The organism is Kineococcus rugosus, from assembly GCF_050871975.1.
Taxonomy (GTDB): Bacteria; Actinomycetota; Actinomycetes; order Actinomycetales; family Kineococcaceae; genus Kineococcus.
This window is the reverse complement of the sequence record NZ_JBJLSJ010000003.1, coordinates 13567-34305: the sequence shown is the minus strand read 5'-3', so window position 1 is coordinate 34305 and position 20739 is coordinate 13567. Positions and strand designations below refer to the sequence as shown.

Annotated in this window: 20 protein-coding genes; 7 read left to right on the top strand and 13 right to left on the bottom strand. The window is 74.6% G+C overall.

The window, feature by feature from the left end; translation table 11 throughout:
* The first annotated feature begins 9 nt into the window (after positions 1 to 9).
* Positions 10 to 843 (top strand): MBL fold metallo-hydrolase, encoded by an 834-nt coding sequence (locus ACRYM6_RS02210; RefSeq protein WP_432540828.1) that lies wholly within the window; start codon positions 10 to 12, stop codon positions 841 to 843.
* An 18-nt stretch (positions 844 to 861) separates the two neighbouring features.
* Here ACRYM6_RS02210 and ACRYM6_RS02205 read toward each other — a convergent pair whose 3' ends face one another.
* From ACRYM6_RS02205 to ACRYM6_RS02195, 3 genes are all read right to left on the bottom strand, one after another.
* Positions 862 to 1842: an aldo/keto reductase gene (locus ACRYM6_RS02205; RefSeq protein WP_432540826.1), complete on the bottom strand. Its 981-nt coding sequence runs from the start codon at positions 1840 to 1842 to the stop codon at positions 862 to 864.
* A 96-nt stretch (positions 1843 to 1938) separates the two neighbouring features.
* On the bottom strand, positions 1939 to 2871 hold the full coding sequence (locus tag ACRYM6_RS02200) for an aldo/keto reductase (protein ID WP_432540824.1): 933 nt from the start codon (positions 2869 to 2871) through the stop codon (positions 1939 to 1941).
* On the bottom strand, positions 2868 to 3755 hold the full coding sequence (locus tag ACRYM6_RS02195) for an aldo/keto reductase (RefSeq protein WP_432540822.1): 888 nt from the start codon (positions 3753 to 3755) through the stop codon (positions 2868 to 2870). Before ACRYM6_RS02195 ends, ACRYM6_RS02200 begins: the two co-directional genes overlap by 4 nt.
* Positions 3756 to 3829: 74 nt before the next feature.
* Between ACRYM6_RS02195 and ACRYM6_RS02190 the strand changes: the two genes are divergently transcribed.
* A complete protein-coding gene (locus ACRYM6_RS02190) occupies positions 3830 to 4774 on the top strand; it encodes a LysR family transcriptional regulator (RefSeq protein ID WP_432540820.1) in 945 nt (314 codons plus the stop codon).
* Here ACRYM6_RS02190 and ACRYM6_RS02185 read toward each other — a convergent pair.
* From ACRYM6_RS02185 to kdgD, 7 genes are read right to left on the bottom strand one after another with little or no spacing between them, the layout of a single operon-like run.
* The gene (locus tag ACRYM6_RS02185; RefSeq protein ID WP_432540818.1) at positions 4717 to 5490 is read right to left on the bottom strand and encodes a trans-aconitate 2-methyltransferase; all 774 of its coding nucleotides are present in this window, start codon (positions 5488 to 5490) and stop codon (positions 4717 to 4719) included. The two genes, ACRYM6_RS02190 and ACRYM6_RS02185, sit on opposite strands and share 58 nt — an antisense overlap.
* Before the next feature lie 43 nt (positions 5491 to 5533).
* The gene (locus tag ACRYM6_RS02180) at positions 5534 to 6196 is read right to left on the bottom strand and encodes a LysE family translocator (RefSeq protein ID WP_432540816.1); all 663 of its coding nucleotides are present in this window, start codon (positions 6194 to 6196) and stop codon (positions 5534 to 5536) included.
* 37 nt (positions 6197 to 6233) lie between these two features.
* Positions 6234 to 6617 carry a universal stress protein gene (locus ACRYM6_RS02175; protein WP_432540815.1) on the bottom strand — a complete coding sequence of 128 codons (384 nt, stop codon included), beginning with the start codon at positions 6615 to 6617 and terminating at the stop codon, positions 6234 to 6236.
* The gene (locus ACRYM6_RS02170; protein WP_432540814.1) at positions 6614 to 7537 is read right to left on the bottom strand and encodes a 2-hydroxyacid dehydrogenase; all 924 of its coding nucleotides are present in this window, start codon (positions 7535 to 7537) and stop codon (positions 6614 to 6616) included. Before ACRYM6_RS02170 ends, ACRYM6_RS02175 begins: the two co-directional genes overlap by 4 nt.
* Complete coding sequence (locus ACRYM6_RS02165) at positions 7534 to 8802, bottom strand: enolase C-terminal domain-like protein (RefSeq protein WP_432541004.1); 1269 nt, start codon at positions 8800 to 8802, stop codon at positions 7534 to 7536. The genes ACRYM6_RS02170 and ACRYM6_RS02165 overlap by 4 nt, the downstream gene beginning before the upstream one ends.
* 56 nt (positions 8803 to 8858) lie before the next feature.
* Positions 8859 to 10397 carry an aldehyde dehydrogenase (NADP(+)) gene (locus tag ACRYM6_RS02160; protein WP_432540812.1) on the bottom strand — a complete coding sequence of 513 codons (1539 nt, stop codon included), beginning with the start codon at positions 10395 to 10397 and terminating at the stop codon, positions 8859 to 8861.
* 2 nt (positions 10398 to 10399) lie between these two features.
* On the bottom strand, positions 10400 to 11323 hold the full coding sequence (gene kdgD, locus ACRYM6_RS02155) for a 5-dehydro-4-deoxyglucarate dehydratase (RefSeq protein ID WP_432540811.1): 924 nt from the start codon (positions 11321 to 11323) through the stop codon (positions 10400 to 10402).
* A gap of 227 nt (positions 11324 to 11550) precedes the next feature.
* On the opposite strand from kdgD, the gene ACRYM6_RS02150 reads away from it, so the two are divergent.
* The 5 genes from ACRYM6_RS02150 to ACRYM6_RS02130 are packed head-to-tail and all read left to right on the top strand — an operon-like array spanning position 11551 to position 16996.
* Positions 11551 to 13089 (top strand): ABC transporter substrate-binding protein, encoded by a 1539-nt coding sequence (locus tag ACRYM6_RS02150; RefSeq protein WP_432540809.1) that lies wholly within the window; start codon positions 11551 to 11553, stop codon positions 13087 to 13089.
* A 5-nt stretch (positions 13090 to 13094) separates the two neighbouring features.
* Positions 13095 to 14024, top strand: coding sequence for an ABC transporter permease (locus ACRYM6_RS02145; protein WP_432540808.1), 930 nt, complete (start codon positions 13095 to 13097; stop codon positions 14022 to 14024).
* A gap of 1 nt (position 14025) precedes the next feature.
* The gene (locus ACRYM6_RS02140; RefSeq protein ID WP_432540807.1) at positions 14026 to 15003 is read left to right on the top strand and encodes an ABC transporter permease; all 978 of its coding nucleotides are present in this window, start codon (positions 14026 to 14028) and stop codon (positions 15001 to 15003) included.
* A complete protein-coding gene (locus tag ACRYM6_RS02135) occupies positions 15000 to 16004 on the top strand; it encodes an ABC transporter ATP-binding protein (RefSeq protein WP_432540806.1) in 1005 nt (334 codons plus the stop codon). The genes ACRYM6_RS02140 and ACRYM6_RS02135 overlap by 4 nt, the downstream gene beginning before the upstream one ends.
* Positions 16001 to 16996 (top strand): ABC transporter ATP-binding protein, encoded by a 996-nt coding sequence (locus ACRYM6_RS02130; RefSeq protein WP_432540805.1) that lies wholly within the window; start codon positions 16001 to 16003, stop codon positions 16994 to 16996. Before ACRYM6_RS02135 ends, ACRYM6_RS02130 begins: the two co-directional genes overlap by 4 nt.
* Positions 16997 to 17328: 332 nt before the next feature.
* Here the strand turns inward: ACRYM6_RS02130 and ACRYM6_RS02125 are convergent, their stop codons facing one another.
* From ACRYM6_RS02125 to ACRYM6_RS02115, 3 genes are read right to left on the bottom strand one after another with little or no spacing between them, the layout of a single operon-like run.
* A complete protein-coding gene (locus ACRYM6_RS02125; protein WP_432540804.1) occupies positions 17329 to 18333 on the bottom strand; it encodes an adenosine deaminase in 1005 nt (334 codons plus the stop codon).
* Between the two features lie 28 nt (positions 18334 to 18361).
* Positions 18362 to 19321 (bottom strand): 2-hydroxyacid dehydrogenase, encoded by a 960-nt coding sequence (locus tag ACRYM6_RS02120; RefSeq protein ID WP_432540802.1) that lies wholly within the window; start codon positions 19319 to 19321, stop codon positions 18362 to 18364.
* Positions 19318 to 20589: a glucarate dehydratase family protein gene (locus ACRYM6_RS02115; protein ID WP_432540801.1), complete on the bottom strand. Its 1272-nt coding sequence runs from the start codon at positions 20587 to 20589 to the stop codon at positions 19318 to 19320. The genes ACRYM6_RS02120 and ACRYM6_RS02115 overlap by 4 nt, the downstream gene beginning before the upstream one ends.
* Positions 20590 to 20739: the final 150 nt, after the last annotated feature.

The window sequence follows — 20739 nt, the reverse complement described above, 5'->3', positions numbered from 1 at the left end:
GTGGGGCGCGTGGGCGTCGAGGTGACGTGGCTGGGGCACTCGACCGTGACGGTCGACGTGCGCGGGGCGGCGGGGGACCTGCGGGTGGTGACCGACCCGGTCCTGCGTGCCGGTCTGGCGCACCTGCGCCGGCGCCCGCGCACCCCCGCCCCGGCGGCCTCGGCCGGGTGCGACCTGGCGCTGGTCTCGCACCTGCACCACGACCACCTCGACATGCCGTCGCTGCGCCGGTTGCGGCCCGCGGTGCTCGTGACGCCGCCGGGGTCCTCGGACTGGGTGCGCTGGAGGTTGCGGGTGCCGTCGACCCGCGTCGTCGAGGTGGCGGTCGGGGAGAGCCTGGAGCTGCCGTTCGCCTCCGGACCGGTGCGGGTGACCGCGCTGCCCGCCCACCACGCCGGTCACCGCACGCTGTCCTGGGCCTCCCGGGCCCCGGCCGACGCCCGCGCGGTGCAGCACCTCGTGCGGGTCCCCGGCGCGTTCGGCGGCACCGGCCCCGACGACCTGCTGCTGTGGGCGATCGGGGACACCGGCGAGTTCGAGGGGTCCGACGCGGTGCTCGCCGCCGCCGGGCGCGCGCCCGACGTCGCGCTGGTCCCGGTCGGGGGGTGGGGGCACACGCTGGGCCCGCACCACCTCGACCCCCGGCAGGCCGCCGAGCTCGTCGCGCGGGTCCGGCCGGGGGTCTCGGTGCCGGTGCACTGGGGGACGCTGCACCCGATCGCGCTGGGCGCCACCATGGGCGACCGGTTCGTCGAACCCGGTCGCCGCTTCGTCACCGAGGCCTCGCGGCTGGGGGTCCCCGGTGCGGTGCAGCTGCCGATCGGGGGGTCGCTGACCCTGTGAGGGCGCCGCCGGGGCCGGTCAGAAGAACGTCGGCCGGCGCGGCACGTAGTGCTCCTCCAGCGCGGTGACCTCCTCGTCGGTCAGGTCGAGGTCGAGGGCCGCGACGGCGTCGCGCAGGTGGTTCACCTTCGTCGCCCCGACGATGGGGGCGTCGACGACGGGGTTGCGCAGCACCCACGCGAGGGCGACCTGCGCCATCGACACCCCCCGCTCGCCCGCGATCCGCTCGATCGCGTCGACGATGCCCTTGTCGGAGTCGAGGCGGACGGGGTTGCCCTGGGGGTCGGTCTGCGGCTCGTCACCGGCGCGGGCCGTGTTCTGCTCGCTCCAGGGGCGGGCCATCTTCCCGGCCTGCAGCGGCCCCCAGGGGATGGACCCGACGCCCTGGTCGGCCAGGAGGGGGAACATCTCCCGCTCCTCCTCGCGCTGGGCGAGGCTGTACTGGTTCTGCATCGACACGAAGCGCGTCCAGCCCCCGAGGTCGGCGGCGGTCTGCAGCTTCGCGAACTGCCAGGCCCACATGCTGGAGGCGCCGAGGTAGCGGACCTTGCCGGCCTTCACGACGTCGTGCAGGGCCTCCATCGTCTCCTCCACCGGGGTGGTGGGGTCGAAGCGGTGGATCTGGTACAGGTCGATCCAGTCGGTGCCCAGGCGCTGCAGGGACGCGTCGACCTGTTCGAGGATCGCGCGGCGGGAGAGGCCGGACTGCCCCGGGCCGGGGCCCATCTCCCCGAACACCTTGGTCGCCAGGACGACGTCCTCGCGGCGGGTGTACTTCCTGATCGCCTCGCCGGTGACGCGCTCGGAACTGCCGCGACCGTAGACGTTGGCGGTGTCCCAGAACGTGATGCCCAGTTCGACGGCCTCGCGGAACACCGGTTCGGCGGCCTCCGCGTCCAGGGTCCAGGTCTGCTGCTCGTTGCCGTCGCCGAAGCTCATGCAGCCGAGGACGATCCGGCTGACGGTCAGGCCGGTCGAGCCCAGGTGGGTGTGTTCCACGGTGTCTCCTCGGGAGGTCGGTGGGGTGCGCCCGGCCCGCCGCCCTCGGGGGGACGGGCGGGGGGACGGGTCGGCGGGCCGGGCGCGGTCGGTGGGTCAGGGCACCCGGTACCCGGCGGCGCGGAACAGCTCGTACCACTCCGCCCGGGTCAGCGGCAGCTCCGAGCCCTGGGCCGCGGCGCGGACCCGCTCGGGGTTCGTGGTGCCCAGGACGACCTGGATGTTCGCCGGGTGGCGGGTGATCCACGCGGTCGCGATCGCGAGCTTCGGCACGTCGTACTGCGCGGCGAGCCGGTCCAGGACGGCGTTCAGCTCGGGGTAGCGGTCGTCGTCGAGGAACACCCCGTCGAAGAAACCGGCCTGGAACGGCGACCAGGCCTGGACGGTGATGTCGTGCAGGCGGCAGTAGTCGAGGGTCCCGGAGTCGCGGGAGATCGACTGGTCCAGGCCCTGCATGTTCGCCGCGACGCCCTGCGCGACGAGCGGGGCGTGCGTGATGGACAGCTGCAGCTGGTTGGCGACCAGGGGCTGGCGCACGTGCTTGCGCAGCAGCTCGATCTGGCCCGGCGTCTGGTTGGAGACCCCGAAGTGGCGGACCTTGCCCGCGGCGTGCAGCTCGTCGAACGCCTTCGCGACCTCCTCGGGTTCGACGAGGGCGTCGGGGCGGTGCAGCAGCAGCACGTCGAGGTAGTCGGTGCGCAGCGCCCGCAGCGACCCGTCCACCGAGGAGGTGATGCGCTCGTGCGAGAAGTCGAAGTACGGGCCGTCGGGGACGATCCCGGCCTTGGTCTGGATGATCGTGCTCTCGCGCTCGGAGGAGCTGAGGGTCACGGCCTCCGCGAACCGCTCCTCGCACCTGTGCATCGACCCGCCGTAGACGTCGGCGTGGTCGAGCATCGTGATCCCGGCCTCGCGGCCGGCGGCGATGAGGGTGCGGATGTCCTCGTCGTCCATCTCGGCGATGCGCATGAGGCCGAGGACGACGTTGGGGACCTGCAGGTCGCTGCCGCCGAGGGGGAAGGTCCTCACGAGGCGCTCCCGGCGGACAGGCGGGCGATCTCGTCGGTGGTCAGTTCCAGGTCGGCCGCGGCCAGGGAGTCCTGGATGCTCGCCGGCCGGGAGGAGCCGGGGATGGGCAGGACCTGCTCGGCGAGGGCGAGTTCCCAGGCCAGCGTGACCTGCTGCGGGCTGACGCCGTGCGCGGCGGCGACCTCGGCGAACACCGCGTGCCGGTTCCCGAGGTCGGCGGCGTTGGAGATGCCGCCCAGCGGGGACCACGGGAGGAACGAGACGCCGAGCTGCGCGCAGTGCTCCAGCTCGCCCTGGCTGCTGCGGAACGCGGGGGAGAACTGGTTCTGCACGGAGGTGAGGCGGCCGCCCAGGACCCGGTCGGCCTCGTCGATCTGGGCGACGTCGGCGTTGGAGATGCCGGCGCGCACGATGACGCCCTCGTCGAGGAGCTCGGCCAGCGCGCCCACGGAGTCGGCGTAGGGGACGTCGGGGTCGGGGCGGTGGAACTGGTAGAGGCCGATGGCCTCGACGCCCAGGCGCCGCGCGGAGGCCTTCGCGGCCTCCTTGAGGTAGGCCGGGTCGCCGTTCTTGGTCCAGGTGCCGTCGCCGGGGCGCAGGTGGCCGCCCTTGGTGGCGACGACGACGTCGTCGGTGGAGCCGGCGTACTCGCGCAGGGCGCGGGCGATGAGCTCCTCGTTGTGCCCGACCTCCGCGGCGTCGCGGTGGTAGGCGTCGGCGGTGTCGATGAGGGTGACGCCGGCGTCGAGGGCGGCGTGGATCGTGGCGATGGCCCGGTCGGTGTCGGGGCGGCCCTCGATGCTCAGCGGCATGGCGCCGAGGCCGATGGCGGAGACCTGCCGGGTGGTGGGGGAGTCGGGGCGTCCGAGGCTGCGCTGCTTCACGCGGCGAGCCTAGGAACCCCCTCCGCAGAAGTCCAACAACTGGTCCTTCTCGTCGGCAGAAGTAGGGTTCATGCATGGACCTGCGTCAGATGCAGTACGTCGTCGCCCTGGCCGACGAGCGCCAGTTCACCCGCGCGGCGGCGCTGAGCGGGGTGTCGCAGTCCGGGCTGTCCGCGGCGATCCGCACCCTGGAGGACGAGCTCGGGACGGCGCTGTTCGACCGCAGCCCCCGGCTGGTGCAGCCCACGCCCGCGGGCCTGGCGCTGCTGCCGTTCGCCCGCACCCTCCTGGCCCAGGCCACCGCCGCCCGCGACGCCGTCGTCCAGGCGACCCAGCGGCTGTCGGGGACGCTGCGGGTGGGGGCCGAGCAGTGCCTGGGCGTCGTGGACGTCTCCACGCTGCTGGAACGCTTCCACCGCCGGTACCCGCAGGTCGAGGTCCACTTCGAGCAGGCCGGCTCCCACGACCTCGTCGGCCGGGTCCGCGAGGGCGAGCTCGACCTCGCCTTCGTCGCCACGACCGAGCACCTCAGCGCGCTGTCCGCCACGGAGCTGGGCCGGGAACCGCTCGTCCTGCTGACCCCGCCGGACCACCCGCTGGCCGCGCGGGCGGTCGTGGACTGGGCCGAGCTCACGGCCTCGCCGTTCATCGACTTCGTGCCCTCGTGGGGGGTGCGGACGACGACCGACGCCGCGTGCGCGGGGCACGGCGTGCACCGGCGGGTGCGGTTCAGCGTCGGGGACGTCCACGCGCTGCTCGACCTCGTCGGCCGCGGGCTGGGCGTCGCGATCGTGCCCCGGCACGTCGCGGCCAAACCCGAGGCGGCGCGGTTGCGGGTCGTGGCGCTGCCGGACGACACCCCCGCGTGGGTGGTGTCGGTCGTGACGTCGGCGGGGGGTTCACCCGCGCCGTACCTGCTGGAACTGCTGGAGGGCGCCCAGCCCGGGACTCAGCTGGGGACTCAGCTGGGGACCACGCCGACGGCGAACGTGCGCCGGAACGCGAACGGCGTGCCGTAGCCGCGGGCGGGGTAGGCCTCCCGCAGCAGCGCGGCGTACTCCCGCTCGAACTCCGCGGCCGAGGCGGCGTCCAGGGCCCCGAGCACGGGCCGCAGCGCGGTGCCGCGCACCCACTCCAGCACGGGGTCGGTCCCGGCCAGGACGTGCTGGTACTCGGTCTGCCACACGTCGGCGAGCAGGCCGGAACCGGCCAGGACGTCGAGGTACTCCGCCGGTGCGGCGACCGACTCGGTCCCGCGCAGCACCCCGGCCAGGCGGTGCCGCCACGGCGGGGAGGCGGCCAGGTCGCGCATCAGCCGGTGCGAGGGGGCGTCGAAGTTCGCCGGGACCTGGAACGCGAGCCAGGCCCCGGGTCGCAGCTGGGAGGCCCAGCGGCGCAGCACGTCCAGGTGCCCGGGAATCCACTGCAGGACGGCGTTGCTCACCACGACGTCCACCCCGGTGGCGTCGAACTCCTCGGCCGCGGCGACGGAGAACTCGACCCCGCGGGCCGCGGGGGCCTGGGCGATCATCTCGGGGGAGGAGTCGAACCCGCGCACCCGCGCGCCCGGCCAGCGGCGGGCCAGGTCCAGGGTGAGGTCACCGGGCCCGCAGCCGACGTCGACGACGACGCCGGGGTCGCGCGCCCCCACCCGGTCCACCAGGTCGTGGAACGGGCGGGCCCGCGGGGCGGAGAACCGGGCGTACTGGTCGGGGTCCCACGTCAGCGCGTCCACGTCCGCAACGTACCCCGGGGGCGGGGGCTGGACCCGCGGTCCCTCAGAGGTGGCGGTCGGTGAGCGCGAGGGTGCCGCCGACGCCGATCATCATCACGCCACCGGTGGCGCCGAGGCGGGGCAGGCGGCGCGGGTCGCGGGTGAGCCAGCCGCGGGCGGCGCCGGCGGTCAGCGCCCAGGCGGCGTCGAAGGCCAGCCCGATGAGGACGTGGAGCGCCCCTAGGACGAGGACCTGGCTCCAGACCGGCCCGGTGGCCGGGTCGGTGAACTGCGGCAGGACCGCGACGAAGAAGACCGCCGACTTGGGGTTGGTGACGCCCACGAGGAACCCCTCGCGCAGCGACCTGCCCGCGGGGACCCCGGCGGGCCGGCGCGGGCCGGTCGCCGCGTCCGTGGCCGTGGCCGTGGCCGTGGTGCGGTGGCGGTGCCGGATCGCCTGGACCCCGAGGTGCACGAGGTAGAGGGCCCCGACCGTCTTCAGGACGGTGAAGGCGACCGCGGACTGCGCGAGCAGCGCCCCGACGCCGGCGGCAACGGCCAGGACCTGCGGCAGCATCCCCAGGGCGTTCCCGAGCACGGTGAGCAGGCCCACGCGCCGGCCGGCGGACAGGGACCGGCCGACGACGAACAGCACGCTCGGTCCGGGGACCGCGATGAGGACGGCAGCGGCGAGGGCGAAGGCGGCCAGGTTCGCGCCGGGAGGCATGGGCGGACGCTACCAACGGACCGGCGCGACACCGTCCTCAGCCGGGCAGCGGGGGCTTGACCGCCGTCACCGGGCACTGCGCCTCCAGCAGCACGCGCTGGGACGTGCTGCCCAGGAGCAGCTTCCCGACGGGGGAGCGGCGGCGGACCCCGAGCACGATGAGCTCGGTCGACTCCTCGAACGACAGGTCGACGAGCTCGTCGGCGGCGTCGCGGTCGCCGGTGAGGGGGCGGACCGAGACCGGCCGGGTGGTGGAGGCGCGCAGCAGCTCGACGTCGGCGTGCAGCTCCGCCTCGTCCTTCGACCCGGGGGCCGTCCCCAGGACGACGAGGTCGGTGGAACGCAGCTCCGCCTCGCGCGCGGCGTGCTGCAGGGCGGCGCGCCCGGCCTCGGTGGGCACCCAGCCCACCACGACGCTCACGGCGCCGTCTCCGGGACCGGGGTGAGGACCCGGCCGTCGGCCAGGAACGCGTCGAGGTTGTCCAGCACGAGCCGTTCCATGGCGTCCCTCGTCTGGACCGTCCCGCTGCCCAGGTGGGGCAGCAGGACCACGTCGTCGCGCTCGAGCAGGGCGGCGGGGACGTGGGGCTCGTGGGCGAACACGTCGAGCCCGGCCCCGGCGATCCGGCCCTCCCGCAGCGCCTCCACCAGCGCGTCCTCGTCGACGACGCTGCCGCGGGCGACGTTCACCAGGTACCCCTGAGGCCCCAGCGCCGTCAGGACCTCCGCCGAGACCAGCCCGGCGGAGTCCGCGCCCCCGGAGGCGGCGACGACGAGCACGTCGGACGCGGCGGCCAGCGACCGCGCGTCGGGCAGGTACCGGTAGCCGGCGCCGGGCAGCTCGCGCCGGTTGTGGTAGGCGGTGCTCACGCCGAAACCCTCCAGGCGGTGCGCGATCGCCCGCCCGATCCGGCCCAGGCCGAGGATCCCGACGCGGGTCCCGCGCACGCGGCGGGTCAGCGGGTAGTTCGCCGCCGCGGACCAGTTCCCGGCCCGCACCCAGCGGTCCGCGGCGCTGAAACCCCGCAGGACGTCCAGCACCAGCGCCGCGGCGGTGTCGGCGACGCAGTCGGTGAGGACGTCGGGGGTGTTCGTGACGACGACGCCGCGCCGGTTCGCCTCGGCGACGTCGGTGGTGTCGTACCCGACGCCGAAGTTCAGGACGGCCCGCAGCGCGGGCAGCCGGGCCATGAGGCCGGCGTCGACGCCGAACCGCCCCGAGGTCACCACCACGTCGACGTCGCCGGCGACGTCGGGGGAGGGTTCGCCCACGGCCCCGTACCGGGTCCGCAGGGTCTGCACGAGGGAGGGTTTGAGGTCCCCCACGACGAGGACGGTCACGGTCGCTCCAGGGCGGGTCGCTTGGGGTCGAACGTCCACCCGGGGACCAGGTGCTGCATGGCGACGGCGTCGTCGCGGGCGCCGAGGCCCTCGCGCAGGTACAGCTCGTGCGCGGCGGCGAGCCGTTCCTCGTCCAGCTCCACGCCCAGGCCGGGGGTGGTGGGGACGTCGAGGAACCCGTCGCGGATCTGCAGCGGGTCCTTCGTCAGGCGCTGCCCGTCCTGCCAGATCCAGTGGGTGTCGATGGCGGTGACGTCGCCGGGGGCGGCCGCCGCGACGTGGGTGAACATCGCCAGCGAGACGTCGAAGTGGTTGTTGGAGTGCGAGCCCCAGGTCAGGCCCCACGCCTGGCACAGCTGCGCGACCCGCACCGAGCCGGCCATCGTCCAGAAGTGCGGGTCGGCCAGCGGGATGTCGACGGCGTTCGCGCGGACCGCGTGCCCGAGCTGGCGCCAGTCGGTGGCGATCATGTTCGTCGCCGTCCGCAGGCCGGTGGCGCGCTTGAACTCGGCCATGACCTCGCGGCCGGAGTAGCCGCCCTCGGCGCCGCAGGGGTCCTCGGCGTAGGCGACGACGTCGCGCAGCGCCCGCCCGTGCCGGACCGCGTCGGCCAGCAGCCAGCCGCCGTTGGGGTCCAGGGTGATGCGCGCGTCGGGGAACCGCCGCGCCAGCGCGGTGACGACCTCGACCTCCTCCTCGCCGGGCAGGACGCCCCCCTTGAGCTTGAAGTCGGTGAACCCGTACCTGGCCTGCGCGGCCTCGGCGAGCCGGACGACGGAGGCGGCGTTCAGGGCCGGTTCGTGCCGCAGCCGGGTCCAGTCGTCGCCGTCGGGTTCGCCGCGGTACGGCAGGTCGGTCCGGGTGCGGTCGCCGACGAAGAACAGGTACCCCAGGGCCTGCACCCGGTCGCGCTGGCGGCCCTCGCCGATCAGGTCGGCGACGGGCACTTCCAGGAACTTCCCGAGCAGGTCCAGCAGCGCCGCCTCCAGGGCGGTCACGACGTGGACGGTGGTGCGCAGGTCGAACGTCTGCAGGCCCCGGCCGGCGGCGTCGCGGCCTGCGAACGTCCGCTGGACCCGTTGCAGCAGTTCGCGGTGGCGGGCCACGGGCTGACCGGTGAGCAGTTCCCCGGCCTCGGTGAGGGTCTGCCGGATCGCCTCCCCGCCGGGGACCTCCCCGACGCCGGTGCGGCCGTCGGAGTCGGTGAGGACGACGACGTTGCGGGTGAAGAACGGGGCGTGGGCCCCGGACAGGTTCAGCAGCATGTCGTCGTGGCCGGCGACCGGGACGACCCGGACGCCGACGACGACGGGGGTGTCGCTCACGGGACCTGCCCGAGGTCGGCGGGCAGCAGCGACGCCGGGACGTCCTGGTAGGCGACGGGCCGCAGGAAGCGCTCGATCGCCAGGGTGCCGACGGAGGTGGAGCGGCCGTCGCTGGTGGCGGGGAACGGGCCGCCGTGGACGATCGCCTCGCCGACGTCGACGCCGGTGGGCCAGCCGTTGACGACGATGCGCCCGACCTTCTCCTCCAGCGCGGGCAGCAGGTCGGCGGCGGTGGGTTCGTCCCCGGCGCCGAGGTGGACGGTCGCGGTGAGCTGGCCCTCGATGCGGTCCAGGACCTCCGGCAGCGCTTCGGGGCCGGGGACGCGGACCACCAGGGAGGAGGCGCCGAACACCTCCTCGGCGAGGCTGTCGTCGCGCAGGAACGCCTCGGCGGTGGTGGTGAACAGGTGGGTCGTCCCGGCGGCGGCGAGGGAGTCGTCGTCGGCGCCGGTGGCGATCTCCTCGACGGCGGGGTTGTCCCGCAGCGCCTGCACGCCGCGGTCGTAGGCGGTGCAGATCCCCGCCGAGAGCATGGGCGCGGCGGCGGAGGCGCGGACCGCGGCGGCGGCGCCGTCGAGGAAGTCCTGCAGGCCGGGGGAGTCCACGGCCAGCACGAGGCCGGGGCTGGTGCACAGCTGCCCGACGCCGGTGGTCAGGGAGGCGACGAAACCCTCCCCGACGGCCCGGCCCCGCTCGCGCAGGGCCGCGGGGAGCAGGACGACGGGGTTGATGCTCGACATCTCGGCGTAGACCGGGATCGGCCGCGGCCGGGCGTTGGCGACGGCGACCAGCGCGGTGCCGCCGGCGCGGGACCCGGTGAACCCGACGGCGGCGATCGCCGGGTGCGCGACGAGCGCGGTGCCCACCTCGCGGCCCTCGCCGTACAGCAGGGAGAACGTGCCGGCGGGCAGGTCGTGCGCGGCGACGGCGGCGGTGACGACCCCGGCGACGAGCTCGGAGGTGCCCGGGTGCGAGGAGTGCGCCTTGACGACGACGGGGCACCCGGCGGCCAGCGCGGAGGCGGTGTCGCCCCCGGCCACCGAGAACGCGAGCGGGAAGTTGCTGGCCCCGAACACGGCGACCGGCCCGAGCGGCACCTTGTGCTGGCGCAGGTCCGGGCGCGGCAGCGGCTTCCGGTCGGGCAGGGCGGTCTCGACGCGGGCACCGGTGTACGAGCCGTCGCGGACGACCCCGGCGAACAACCGCAGCTGGTTCACGGTGCGGGCCAGTTCCCCGCGCACGCGCGGCTCGGCGATGCCGGTCTCGCGCTGCACGCGCTCGACGATCTCCTCCCCGAGCGCGGCGAGCCCGTCGGCGATGCTGTCGAGGAACTCCGCGCGCACCTTGGGGTCGGTGCGGCGGTAGGGGCGGAACGCCTGCGCGGCGGCGGTCGCGGCGCGGTCGACGTCGTCAGTCGTGCCCAGCCGGTACACCGGTTCGAGGGTGTCGCCCGTGCGGGGGTCGGTGGCGCGCAGCTCGGCGCCGGTGCCCCGGACGCGTTCGCCGGCCAGGAACAGCTCTCCGGTGAGGTCCACCGTCACACCACCTTCTTGACGAGGTCGGTCAGTTCGGCCAGTTCGCTGTCGGTCAGGTCGGTCAGGGGCGGGCGGACCGGGCCGGCGCTGCGGCCGACGGCCGTCATCCCCGCCTTGACGATGGACACGGGGTACCCCGCCGCCCGGTTGCGGATGTCCAGGTAGGGGATGACGAACTCGCGCAGCCGGTCGTACACCGCGGTCCGGTCGCGGGCGACGACGTCGTCGTAGAACGCCCGGGCCCACTCGGGGGCGAAGTTGAAGATGGCCGAGGAGTAGGTGGTGGCGCCCAGTTCCAGGTACGGCAGCGCGTAGGTCTCGGCGGTGGGCAGGCCGCCGACGTACAGCAGGCGGTCGCCGTGGGTGGCGTAGAGCGTCGCGAGCAGGTCGATGTCGCAGACGCCGTCCTTGAACCCGATGAAGTTGTCGAACTCCTCCACGAGCCGGGCGACGGTGCGGGCGGTGAAGCGCGCGTTGGCGCGGTGGTAGACGACGACGCCGAGGGAGGTGGCGCGGCAGACGGCGGCGACGTGCTCGTACAGGCCGTCCTGGGTGAGCTCGCTGAGGTAGGGCGGCAGCACGAAGACGCCGTCGGCGCCGGCGGCCTCGACCTCGCGCGCCATCGCGACGGCGGTGGCCGTGCCGTAGCCGACGGGGCCGACGACCGGGCTCGTGCCGCCGTTGGCCTCGACGGTCGCGACGACGATCCGCTGCACCTCGCCGGGGGTCAGGGCGGGGAACTCCCCGGTCCCGCCGGCGGCGAACAGGCCCGCGGCGCCGAACCCGGACAGGTGAGCGACGTGGTCGCGGTAGGCGTCCTCGTCGAAGGACAGGTCGGCGCGGGTGTGCGTCACCGGGAACGACAGCAGTCCCGAGCCCAGGGCCCGGCGGAGGTCGTCTGGTGCGTAGCTGCTCTGGCTGCTCATGGTCTCTCCGGTGTGGGGGCGTGGCCTGCGACGTGGAGCGGGCGGGGCGGCGGTGCCGCGCGACAGGTGCCGACCGTAACAGCTCTGCTCACGAGTGGGAACAGTGTCTACGTGGGTGGACATTGGTGACGTGCTTGACGCTGTGGGAGGTGGACCCTAGATTCGTCCCAGTCGATAGACCCCATCCACATCCGTAGACATTGATGTCCATCGGTGGAGGAGCCGCAATGACGCACCACTCCGTCCGGCCGCTCGCCGCGGGCGCCGCCGTGCTGCTGCTCGGGGCCTGCTCGGTGGCCAACTCCGGCAGCGGGTCGCCGGCCGCACCGGACACCGTCCGCATCGTGCTGCCCCAGGAACCGCCCACCCTCGAACCCTGCGACGCCTCGCTGACCTCCACCGGCGTCGTGGTCCGCTCCAACATCACCGAGCCCCTCGCCGAGCGCGACCCCGCCACCGGCGAGCTGCTGCCGCTGCTGGCCACCGCCTGGGAGCAGGACGCGCCCACCAGCTGGACGTTCCACCTGCGCCCCGGCGTCACCTTCAGCGACGGCACCCCCTTCGACGCGCAGGCCGCCGCGTTCTCGATCCAGCGCACCCTCGACTCCGACGTCAGCTGCGACGTCGAGGGGTACGTCTTCGGCGACGTCGACCTGGGCACCCGGGTCGTGGACCCGCTGACCCTCGTCGTCACCACCCCCGAACCCGACCCGATCCTCCCGCTGCGCCTGTCGTTCGTCGAGGTGGTCCCCACCAGCACCGACACCACCGCGAAGGTGCGCGAACCCGTCGGGACCGGCCCCTACCGCGTCGAGCGCTGGGACGCCGGGCAGCGCCTGGTCCTCACCCGCAACGACACCTACTGGGGCGCCGCCCCCGCCTACCGCGAGGCCGAGTACGAGTGGCGCAGCGAGGGCAGCGTCCGCGCCGCCATGGTCGTCGGCGGCGAGGCCGAGATCGCGACCTCCATCGGCCCCGAGGACGGCGCCGGGGCCACCGAGGTCGACTACCGGAACAACGAGACCACCGCGATCCGCATGCAGCTGGCCGAACCCCCGCTGGACGACCCGCGCGTGCGGCGGGCCGTCGACCTCGCCGTCGACCGCGCCGGCCTGGCCGAGGTCCTCTACGGCAACGGCGCCGAACCGGCCGCCCAGCTCGTCCCCGAGGGCATCGTCGGGTTCAATGCCGACCTGCGCCCGGCGCCCTACGACCCCGCGCAGGCCGCGGAACTGCTCGCGCAGGCCCGCGCCGACGGCGTCGACCTCGACGTGCCGATCCGGCTCATCGCCCGGACCGGCCTGTTCCCGATGGTCGAGGAGACGACCCAGGTGATCCAGCAGGAACTGTCCGACCTCGGGCTCGACGTCTCGATCCGCATGGTCGACACCGTCCAGTCCATCGAGTACCAGCAACGGCCCTTCCCCGAGGACCCCGGCCCCTACCTCCTCGTCATCCAGCACGGCAACCAGGCCGGCGACGCCGCCTTCAGCGTCGACCAGTACCTGCTCAGCCAGGGGCAGCAGAGCTCCGGCGGCAGCCCCGAGCTCGACGAGCGGGTCCGGGCGGCCGAGGCGCTGTCCGGGCGGGACCGCCAGGACGCCCTCGCGCAGGTGTTCGCCGACGAACCCGACCTCGTCGGCCAGTTCGCGTACATCGCGCACATGACCGGCGCGATCGCCCGGTCCGACCGCGTCGACTACGAACCCACGTCCGCCACCGGCGACGAGATGCACCTCGCCGCCATGAGACCCACCGGGAGGTGAGCCGAGTGCTGCGCTTCGCCGCCCGCCGGGCGCTGACGAGCCTGGTCCCGCTGTTCGTCGTCCTGCTCGGCGTGTTCCTGCTGGCCCGGCTGACGGGCGACCCGACCGCGCTGTACCTGCCCGAGTCGGCGACCGCCGAGCAGCGCGCCGAGTTCGCCGCGGCCAACGGTTTCGACGACCCCTGGTGGCGGCAGCTGCTGGACTACCTCGCCGGGGTGCTCCAGCTGGACTTCGGCACCTCGCTGCGCACCGGCGAGGAGGCCGCGGCCATGGCGTTGCGGGCCTTCCCCGCGACGCTGCAGCTGGCGGCCACGACGATGCTCCTCGCCGTCCTCGCCGCCGTCGTCATCGGCAGCTGGGCCGCGTTCCGGCCCAACTCGGTCGCCGACCGGATCTCCTCGTTCCTGTCCATGACCGCCGCCAGCGTGCCGGACTTCTGGTTCGCCATCACCGGCGTGCTGGTGTTCGCGGTCGTGCTCGGCTGGCTGCCCACCTCCGGCGTGGACGCCGGGGCCGCGAGCTGGGTCCTGCCGATCCTCACCCTCGTCATCCGCCCCGTCGGGGTGCTGACGCAGGTGGTGCGCGGGGCGATGGTCTCGGCGCTGTCCGCCCCCTACGTCCGGCTGGCGCGCAGCAAGGGCGCCGACGACCTGCGGGTCGTCACCCACCACGCGCTGCGCAACGCCGCCGCGCCCGCCCTCACCGTCGCCGGCGACCTCACCGTCGGCCTGGTCAACGGCGCGGTGGTCGTCGAGACGATCTTCGGCTGGCCCGGCATCGGGAAGCTCATGATCGACTCGATCCTCGGCCGCGACTTCGCCGTCCTGCAGGCCGCGGTCCTGCTGACGGCCGTGACGATCTTCGCCCTGAACATCCTCATCGACATCGGGTACGCGCTGCTCGACGCGCGGGTGCGCGAGAAGGTCGCGGTGTGACGTGAGCGCCTTGGAAGAACGACCCGTGGAGGCCCCGGCCCGCCCGCGGCCGGAGAAGACCTCCCTGTGGCGGATGCTGCGGCGCGACCGGGTCGCGCTCGGCGCGGCCCTGGTGCTGGCGCTCGTCACCGCCACCGCCGTGGTCGGGCCGTGGCTGCTGCCGGACGACGCCGGCGACCTGGACCTGCGCGAAGCCCGGCGGCCCCCGTCGCTGGACCACGGCGTCGCCGGGTGGCTCGGGACGGACCAGCTGGGCCGCAGCGTCCTGGTGCGCCTCGTGCTGGCCGCCCGCACCACGTTCTCCGTCGCCGTCCCCGCCGTCCTGATCGCCCTCGTGGTCGGGACCCTCGTCGGGATGTGGGCCGGGTACCACCGCGGCCGCCGCGAGACCGTCGCCCTGCGCGTCGCCGACGTCGTCATGAGCTTCCCCTCGCTCCTGATGGCCGTCGTCGTGCTGTTCGTGTTCAACCCCAGCGCGGCGAACATCGTCGCCGTCCTGGCGATCACCCGCATCCCCGTCTACCTGCGGACCGCCCGCGCGGAGTCGGCGGAACTGTCGACCCGGCTGTTCGTCGACGCCGCCCGCACCTTCGGGACCCCCAGCCGGCAGATCATCCGCCGGCACGTCTTCCCGGTCGTGCTGCCCACCCTGCTGACCGTCGCGACGCTGGAGTTCTGCTTCGTGATGCTCAGCGAGTCCTCCCTCAGCTTCCTGGGCATCGGCATCCAGCCGCCGGACGTCAGCTGGGGCCTGATGGTCGCCCAGGGCCGCGCCTACCTGGCCACGGCCTGGTGGCTGTCGTTCTTCCCCGGGTTGTGCATCGTCGTCACCACCGTGTCGGCGACGGTCCTGGCCGCCTGGGCGCGGCTGGCGACCGACCCCGCCCAGCGGTGGCGGCTCACCCTGCCCCGCGCCCAGCGCCGCCGCCCGCGGCGCGCCGCCGAGCTCGCCGCCGCCCGCCCCCAGGAGGACTCGTGACCGTCGTGACGCACGCACCCGCGCTGGACGTCGACGGGCTCACGGTCGACATCCGCACCCCGTCCGGGACCGTCCGCGCCGTCGACGGGGTGAGCTTCGGCGCCCGGTCGGGCCGGACCCTGGCCCTGCTCGGTGAATCGGGCTGCGGGAAGTCCCTCACCGCCCAGGCCCTCGTCGGGCTGCTCGAACCCGTGGCCTCGGTGTCCGGCGGGGCCGTCCGGCTCGCGGGGACCGACCTGGTGACCGCCGGGCGCGCGGCCCGCCGCAGGCTCGCCGGCCCCGGCCTGGCCATCGTGTTCCAGGACGCGCTGACCGCCCTGAACCCCGTCTACACCGTCGGCACCCAGCTGGCCGAGCCGTTCCGCATCCACTCCGGGATGTCGAGGAGGGCCGCCCGCGCCGAGGCCGTCCGGCTGATGGGGCGGGTGGGGATCCCCAGCCCCGAGACGCGGGTCGACGCCTACCCGCACCAGTTCTCCGGCGGGATGCGCCAGCGGCTGCTCATCGCGATGGCCGTCGCGCTGAACCCCGCGGTGCTGCTGGCCGACGAGCCCACCACCGCGCTCGACGTCACCGTCCAGGCGCAGATCATGCAGCTGCTGCGGGAACTGCGGACCGAGCGGGACATGGCGGTCGTCCTCATCACCCACGACCTCGCCCTGGTCGCCGAGGAGGCCGACGACGTCGTCGTCATGTACGCCGGGACCGTCGTGGAGGCCGGGCCGGTGGCCGAGGTGTTCTCCCGGCCCCACCACCCCTACACGCGGGGGCTGCTGGACTCCGTGCCGGCACGCGTCCCCAAGGGGGTCCCGCTGGCCTCCATCGGCGGTTCACCCCCCGAGCTGCGGGCGATCCCGGCCGCCTGCGTCTACCAGGACCGCTGCCCGCTCGTGCAGGACGTGTGCCGGGCCCGGCGCCCGGCCGAGCGGGCCGACGCCACCGGCCGCCGGGTCGCGTGCCACCGGGCGGGAGAACTCGGTTTCCAGGAGGTGCCCTCGTGAACGATCCGCTGCTGCAGGTCCGCGGGCTGACCAAGACCTTCGCGGTCGGCTCCGGCGCGGGGACGCGGACCCTGCGGGCCCTGGACGGCATCGACCTCGACCTCGGCCGGGGCGAGACCCTGGGCCTGGTGGGGGAGTCCGGGTGCGGCAAGTCGACGCTCGCGCGGACCCTGCTGATGCTCGAACGCCCCGACGCCGGGACCGTCCGGTTCGACGGCGTCGACCCGTGGACGTTGCGCGGCAAGGACCTGCTGGCGTTCCGCCGCCGCGTGCAGATGGTGTTCCAGGACCCCTTCGCCTCGCTCGACGCGCGGATGAGCGCCGCCGACATCGTCGCCGAACCCTGGCGGACGCACCGCGACGTGTACCGGACCGCCCGCGACCGCGCGGCCCGGGTGCGCGAGCTGCTGCACCTGGTCGGCCTGCGGCCCAGCGATGCCGGGAAGTTCCCGTCGGAGTTCTCCGGCGGCCAGCGCCAGCGCCTGGGGATCGCCCGTGCCCTGGCGCTGAGGCCCGACGTCGTCGTCTGCGACGAACCGGTGTCCGCCCTCGACCTGTCCGTGCAGGCCCAGGTGCTGAACCTGCTGGCCGACCTGCAGGCCGAGCTGGGGGTCAGCTACGTGTTCATCTCCCACGACCTGTCCGTGGTGCGGCACGTCGCCGACCGCGTCGTCGTCATGTACCTGGGGCGCATCGTGGAGTCCGGCGGCACCGACGACGTGTACGACCACCCCCAGCACCCCTACGCTGCGGCGCTGCTGTCGGCCGCCCCGACCCTGGACCCCGAGCACCGCCGGGAACGGATCGTGCTGTCCGGGGAGGTCCCCTCCCCGCTGGACCCGCCGTCGGGCTGCCGGTTCCGGACCCGGTGCTGGAAGGCGACCGACGAGTGCGCCGTCGCCGCGCCCCCGCTGGTGCGCGACGCGCGCGGCGGGGAGCACGTCGCGGAGTGCTTCCACCCCCTGGTGCCGAGCGCGCCGGTCGCGGTCTGAGTCCTGCGCCGGCCCCCGCCACACCCCACGGCGGCGGGCGCCGGCGCCGGGGCACCGGGTGGGGTGCGTCGTGCGACGACCTGGCCGGCGCACCGAGCCCTCGGTACGCTCGTCCCTCGTGGACCCGCTCCCGGCGCTACCTCGGCGGTTCGTTCCCGCCACGGACACGAAGCAGGTGTTCGCCGGCCTCCCTCTGCTGAGCCGGGAGGAGCGTGAGCGGTGGGAGCAGGACACCCGCGAGGCCTGGGGTGCCGACGAGGCGGACGACCCGTGGGAGCGGGCTGGCCGGTGAGCGGTGCGAGCTGCCTCCTGGACCGCCCGAGCGCACGACCTCAGCCGCGCGCCGCCAGCCACTCCTCGATCCCGGCCCGCAGCTCCGCCTTGCGCTGCTCGCTCGCGAACGAGCCGTCGACGGCGTTGCGGGCCAGCAGCGCGGCGGTCTCGTCGTCCAGGTGCCCGGCGCCGTCCACGGCGTCGAACGTGTCGCCCACGTACCCGCCGAAGTAGGCGGGGTCGTCGGAGTGCAGGCTGACCTTCAGGCCCGCGGCGAGCATCGCCGGCAGCGGGTGGGTGGCGAGGTCGTCGACGACGCGCAGCCGCAGGTTCGACAGCGGGCACACCGTCAGCGGGACCTCCTCGCGCACCAGCCGCGCGACCAGCCCCGGGTCGTCCAGGGACCGCACCCCGTGGTCGATGCGTTCGACGCCGAGGGCGTCCAGCGCCTCGGTGACCGACGACGCGGGGGCCTCCTCGCCGGCGTGCGCGACCCGCCGCAGGCCCAGCTCGGCGGCGCGGGCGAAGACGCCGGCGAACGGGCCGGGCGGGAAACCGACCTCGGCGGAGTCCAGGCCCACCCCGAGCAGCACGTCGAGCCGCTCGCGGGCCGCCTTCAGGGTCTGCGCGGCCTCGGCGACGGGCCGGTCGCGCAGGAAGCACAGGATGAGCCCGCCGGTGATCCCGAGTTCCGTCCGCGCCCGCTCCAGGGCGTCGTGCAGGCCGTCGACGACGTCGGTGAACGCGACGCCACGGGTGGTGTGGGCCTGCGGGTCGAAGAACACCTCGACGTGCTGCAACCCCTGCGCCGCAGAGCGTTCCAGGTAGGCCCAGAGCAGGTCGTGGAAGTCGGCGCGGGTGCGCAGCACGGCCGTCGTGGCGTAGTAGAGGTCGAGGAACGACTGCAGGTCGGTGAAGTCGTAGGCCGCCCGCAGGTCCTCCTCGGTGGCGAACGGCAGGCTCACCCCGTTGCGGGCGGCGAGGGCGAACGCGAGCTCGGGTTCCAGCGTCCCCTCGGCGTGCAGGTGGAGCTCGACCTTGGGCAGCGCGACGTACTTCGACACCGCCTCATGGTGGCACGGTCCCCGAGGCTCAGCGGACGACCAGGTTCCGCAGCGGCCGGCCCGCGGCGAGGGCGTCGACGTTGTCGGTGACGTCCTGCGCGCGGGCGCGGAACGTCTCCTCGGTGTGCCCGGACTGGTGGGGGGTGAGGACGACGTTGCCGAAACCGGTGAAGTCCAGGTGCGAGGGCGGGGGAGCGTCGCGGTCGCGCGGGTCGCGCCACCACACGTCGATCGCGGCGCCGCCGATGGTGCCGTCGCGCAGCGCGTCGTGCAGGGCCTGCTCGTCGACGACGGGCCCGCGGGCGACGTTGACCAGCACGGCGTCGCCGGGCATGGCGGCCAGTTCGGCCGCACCGACCAGGCCGCGGGTGCTCTCGTCCAGCGGGACGGTCACGACGACGACGTCGGAACCGGCCAGCAGGTCGTGCAGGGCGTCGTCCCCCTCGACCCGGACCGCGCGCAGGTCGTCCGGTCGCGGGGCGTGCGGGTCGCGGCGGACGGCGCGGACGCTCATCCCCACGGCCAGGGCGAGGCGGGCGACCTCGCGGCCGATCCCGCCGAACCCCACGATCCCCACCCGGGCCCCGGCCCACAGCCGGCCGAAGGGGAACCCGTCGGTGACGACGGCGTTGCGCCACCGGCCCTCGCGCACTTCCCGGTCGGAGGTGAGGAGCCCGCGGCGCAGCACCGACGTGACGGTGAGGACGTGCTCGGCGATGGACCGACCGTGGTGGGACGTGTTGGCCAGCAGCACGTCCGGGGGCAGGGCGGGGACCTTGTCGACGCCGGCGCCGGTGACCTGCACCAGCCTCAGGTCCGGCAGCGCGGCGATCTGCGCGGGCGTCGCGGCCGAGCAGACCAGGACGTCGGGGCTGCGCTCGGGGCCGGCCCCGAACGTCCACCGGTGCGGGCTCGCGCCGTCGCGGGTGAGGACGTCGGTGAACCGCCCGAGGACGGGCTCGGTGACGAGGACCTCCAGCGCGCTCACCAGCGCGCCGACCGCGGGGCGAACTGCGGGTCGAACCGGCGCATGTACCCGGTGTCGTCGCGCTCGCGGACGTCGGTGCGCAGGTACTGCTCGTGCAGGCGGGCCAGGGCGTCGCGGTCGAGCTCCACGCCGAGGCCGGGAGTCGTCGGGACCTTTACGGCACCGTGCGTGAAACCCAGCACCCCCGGGACGACGACGTCGTCCTCGGGACGTTTCCACGGCCAGTGCGTGTCGCAGGCGTAGTCGAGGTTCGGGGTGGCGGCGGCCAGGTGCGTCATGGCGGCCAGGCTGATGCCGAGGTGGGAGTTGGAGTGCATGGACAACCCCTTGCCGAACACCTCGCAGATCCGCGCGAGGTCCTGCGAGCGGCGCAGCCCGCCCCAGAAGTGGTGGTCGGACAGGACGACCTGGACGGCGTCGGCCGCGATCGCGGGGGGCAGGTGCCCGAACGCGACGACGCACATGTTCGTCGCCAGCGGCACCCGGCCCTCCAGCTTCGCGGCGACCGCGGCCATGCCCTCGATGCCGGGGGTCGGGTCCTCCAGGTACTCCAGGACCCCGTCGAGCTGGTCGGCGACCCACAGGGAGGTCTCGACGGTCCACGCGCCGTTGGGGTCCAGCCGCAGCGGCAGGTCGGGGAACTCCGCGCGCAGCGCCCGGATCGCCTCGACCTCCTCCTCGGGCGGGAACGCGCCGCCCTTGAGCTTGACCGCGGTGAACCCGAACTCGTCGACCATGCGGCGGACCTGCGCCACGATCCCGGCCGGGTCCAGCGCCGCGCCCCACTCGTCGTCGGGTTGCCCCGGGTGCCCGGCCCACTTGTAGAACGCGTAGGCGCTGTAGGCGACCTCGTCGCGGACCGCGCCGCCGAGCAGGTCGCTCACGGGACGGCCCAGCAGCTTGCCCTGCACGTCCAGGGCGGCGACCTCGAAGGGGGAGAAGACACGGTCGGCGGTGTTGGAGGTGGTGATCTGCAACCCCATGCCGTGGCCGCCGCTGGTGTCCCCCGGCAACGAGGCGGCGACCGCGCGGCCCATCGCGTGCAGGTCGAACACGTCGACGCCGCGCAGCCGCTGCGCGGCGGCCCGCAGCCGGTCGAGGTGGGCGGCGTCGCCGTAGCTCTCCCCGAGGCCGCTGAGCCCGTCCTCGGTGCGGACCTCCACGACGCTGCGCAGGGCGAAGGGCTCGTGGACGCCGACGTTGTTGAGCAGGGGCAGGTCGCGGAAGGCGACCGGGGTGGTGGTGACGTCCGTGATCCGGCTGGTCATGACCCGTCCTTCGTCGTCGGCAGGAGGTGTCGGCAGTGTGTCACACGTCCACATGCGCGGACAATGACCGCAGACGTGGCGATCCAGCGGTGCGGGCCGGCGCCCGCACCGACGCCCGCACCGACGCCCGCGCGCGCCGGTCGCCGGTGG

Coding starts and splice junctions, on each gene's coding strand:
- ACRYM6_RS02190 (WP_432540820.1), top strand. CDS start 3,830: ATGGACCTGCGTCAGATGCAGTACGTCGTCGCCCTGGCCGACGAGCGC.
- ACRYM6_RS02180 (WP_432540816.1), bottom strand. CDS start 6,196: ATGCCTCCCGGCGCGAACCTGGCCGCCTTCGCCCTCGCCGCTGCCGTC.
- ACRYM6_RS02165 (WP_432541004.1), bottom strand. CDS start 8,802: ATGCTGCTGAACCTGTCCGGGGCCCACGCCCCGTTCTTCACCCGCAAC.
- kdgD (WP_432540811.1), bottom strand. CDS start 11,323: ATGAGCAGCCAGAGCAGCTACGCACCAGACGACCTCCGCCGGGCCCTG.
- ACRYM6_RS02150 (WP_432540809.1), top strand. CDS start 11,551: ATGACGCACCACTCCGTCCGGCCGCTCGCCGCGGGCGCCGCCGTGCTG.
- ACRYM6_RS02115 (WP_432540801.1), bottom strand. CDS start 20,589: ATGACCAGCCGGATCACGGACGTCACCACCACCCCGGTCGCCTTCCGC.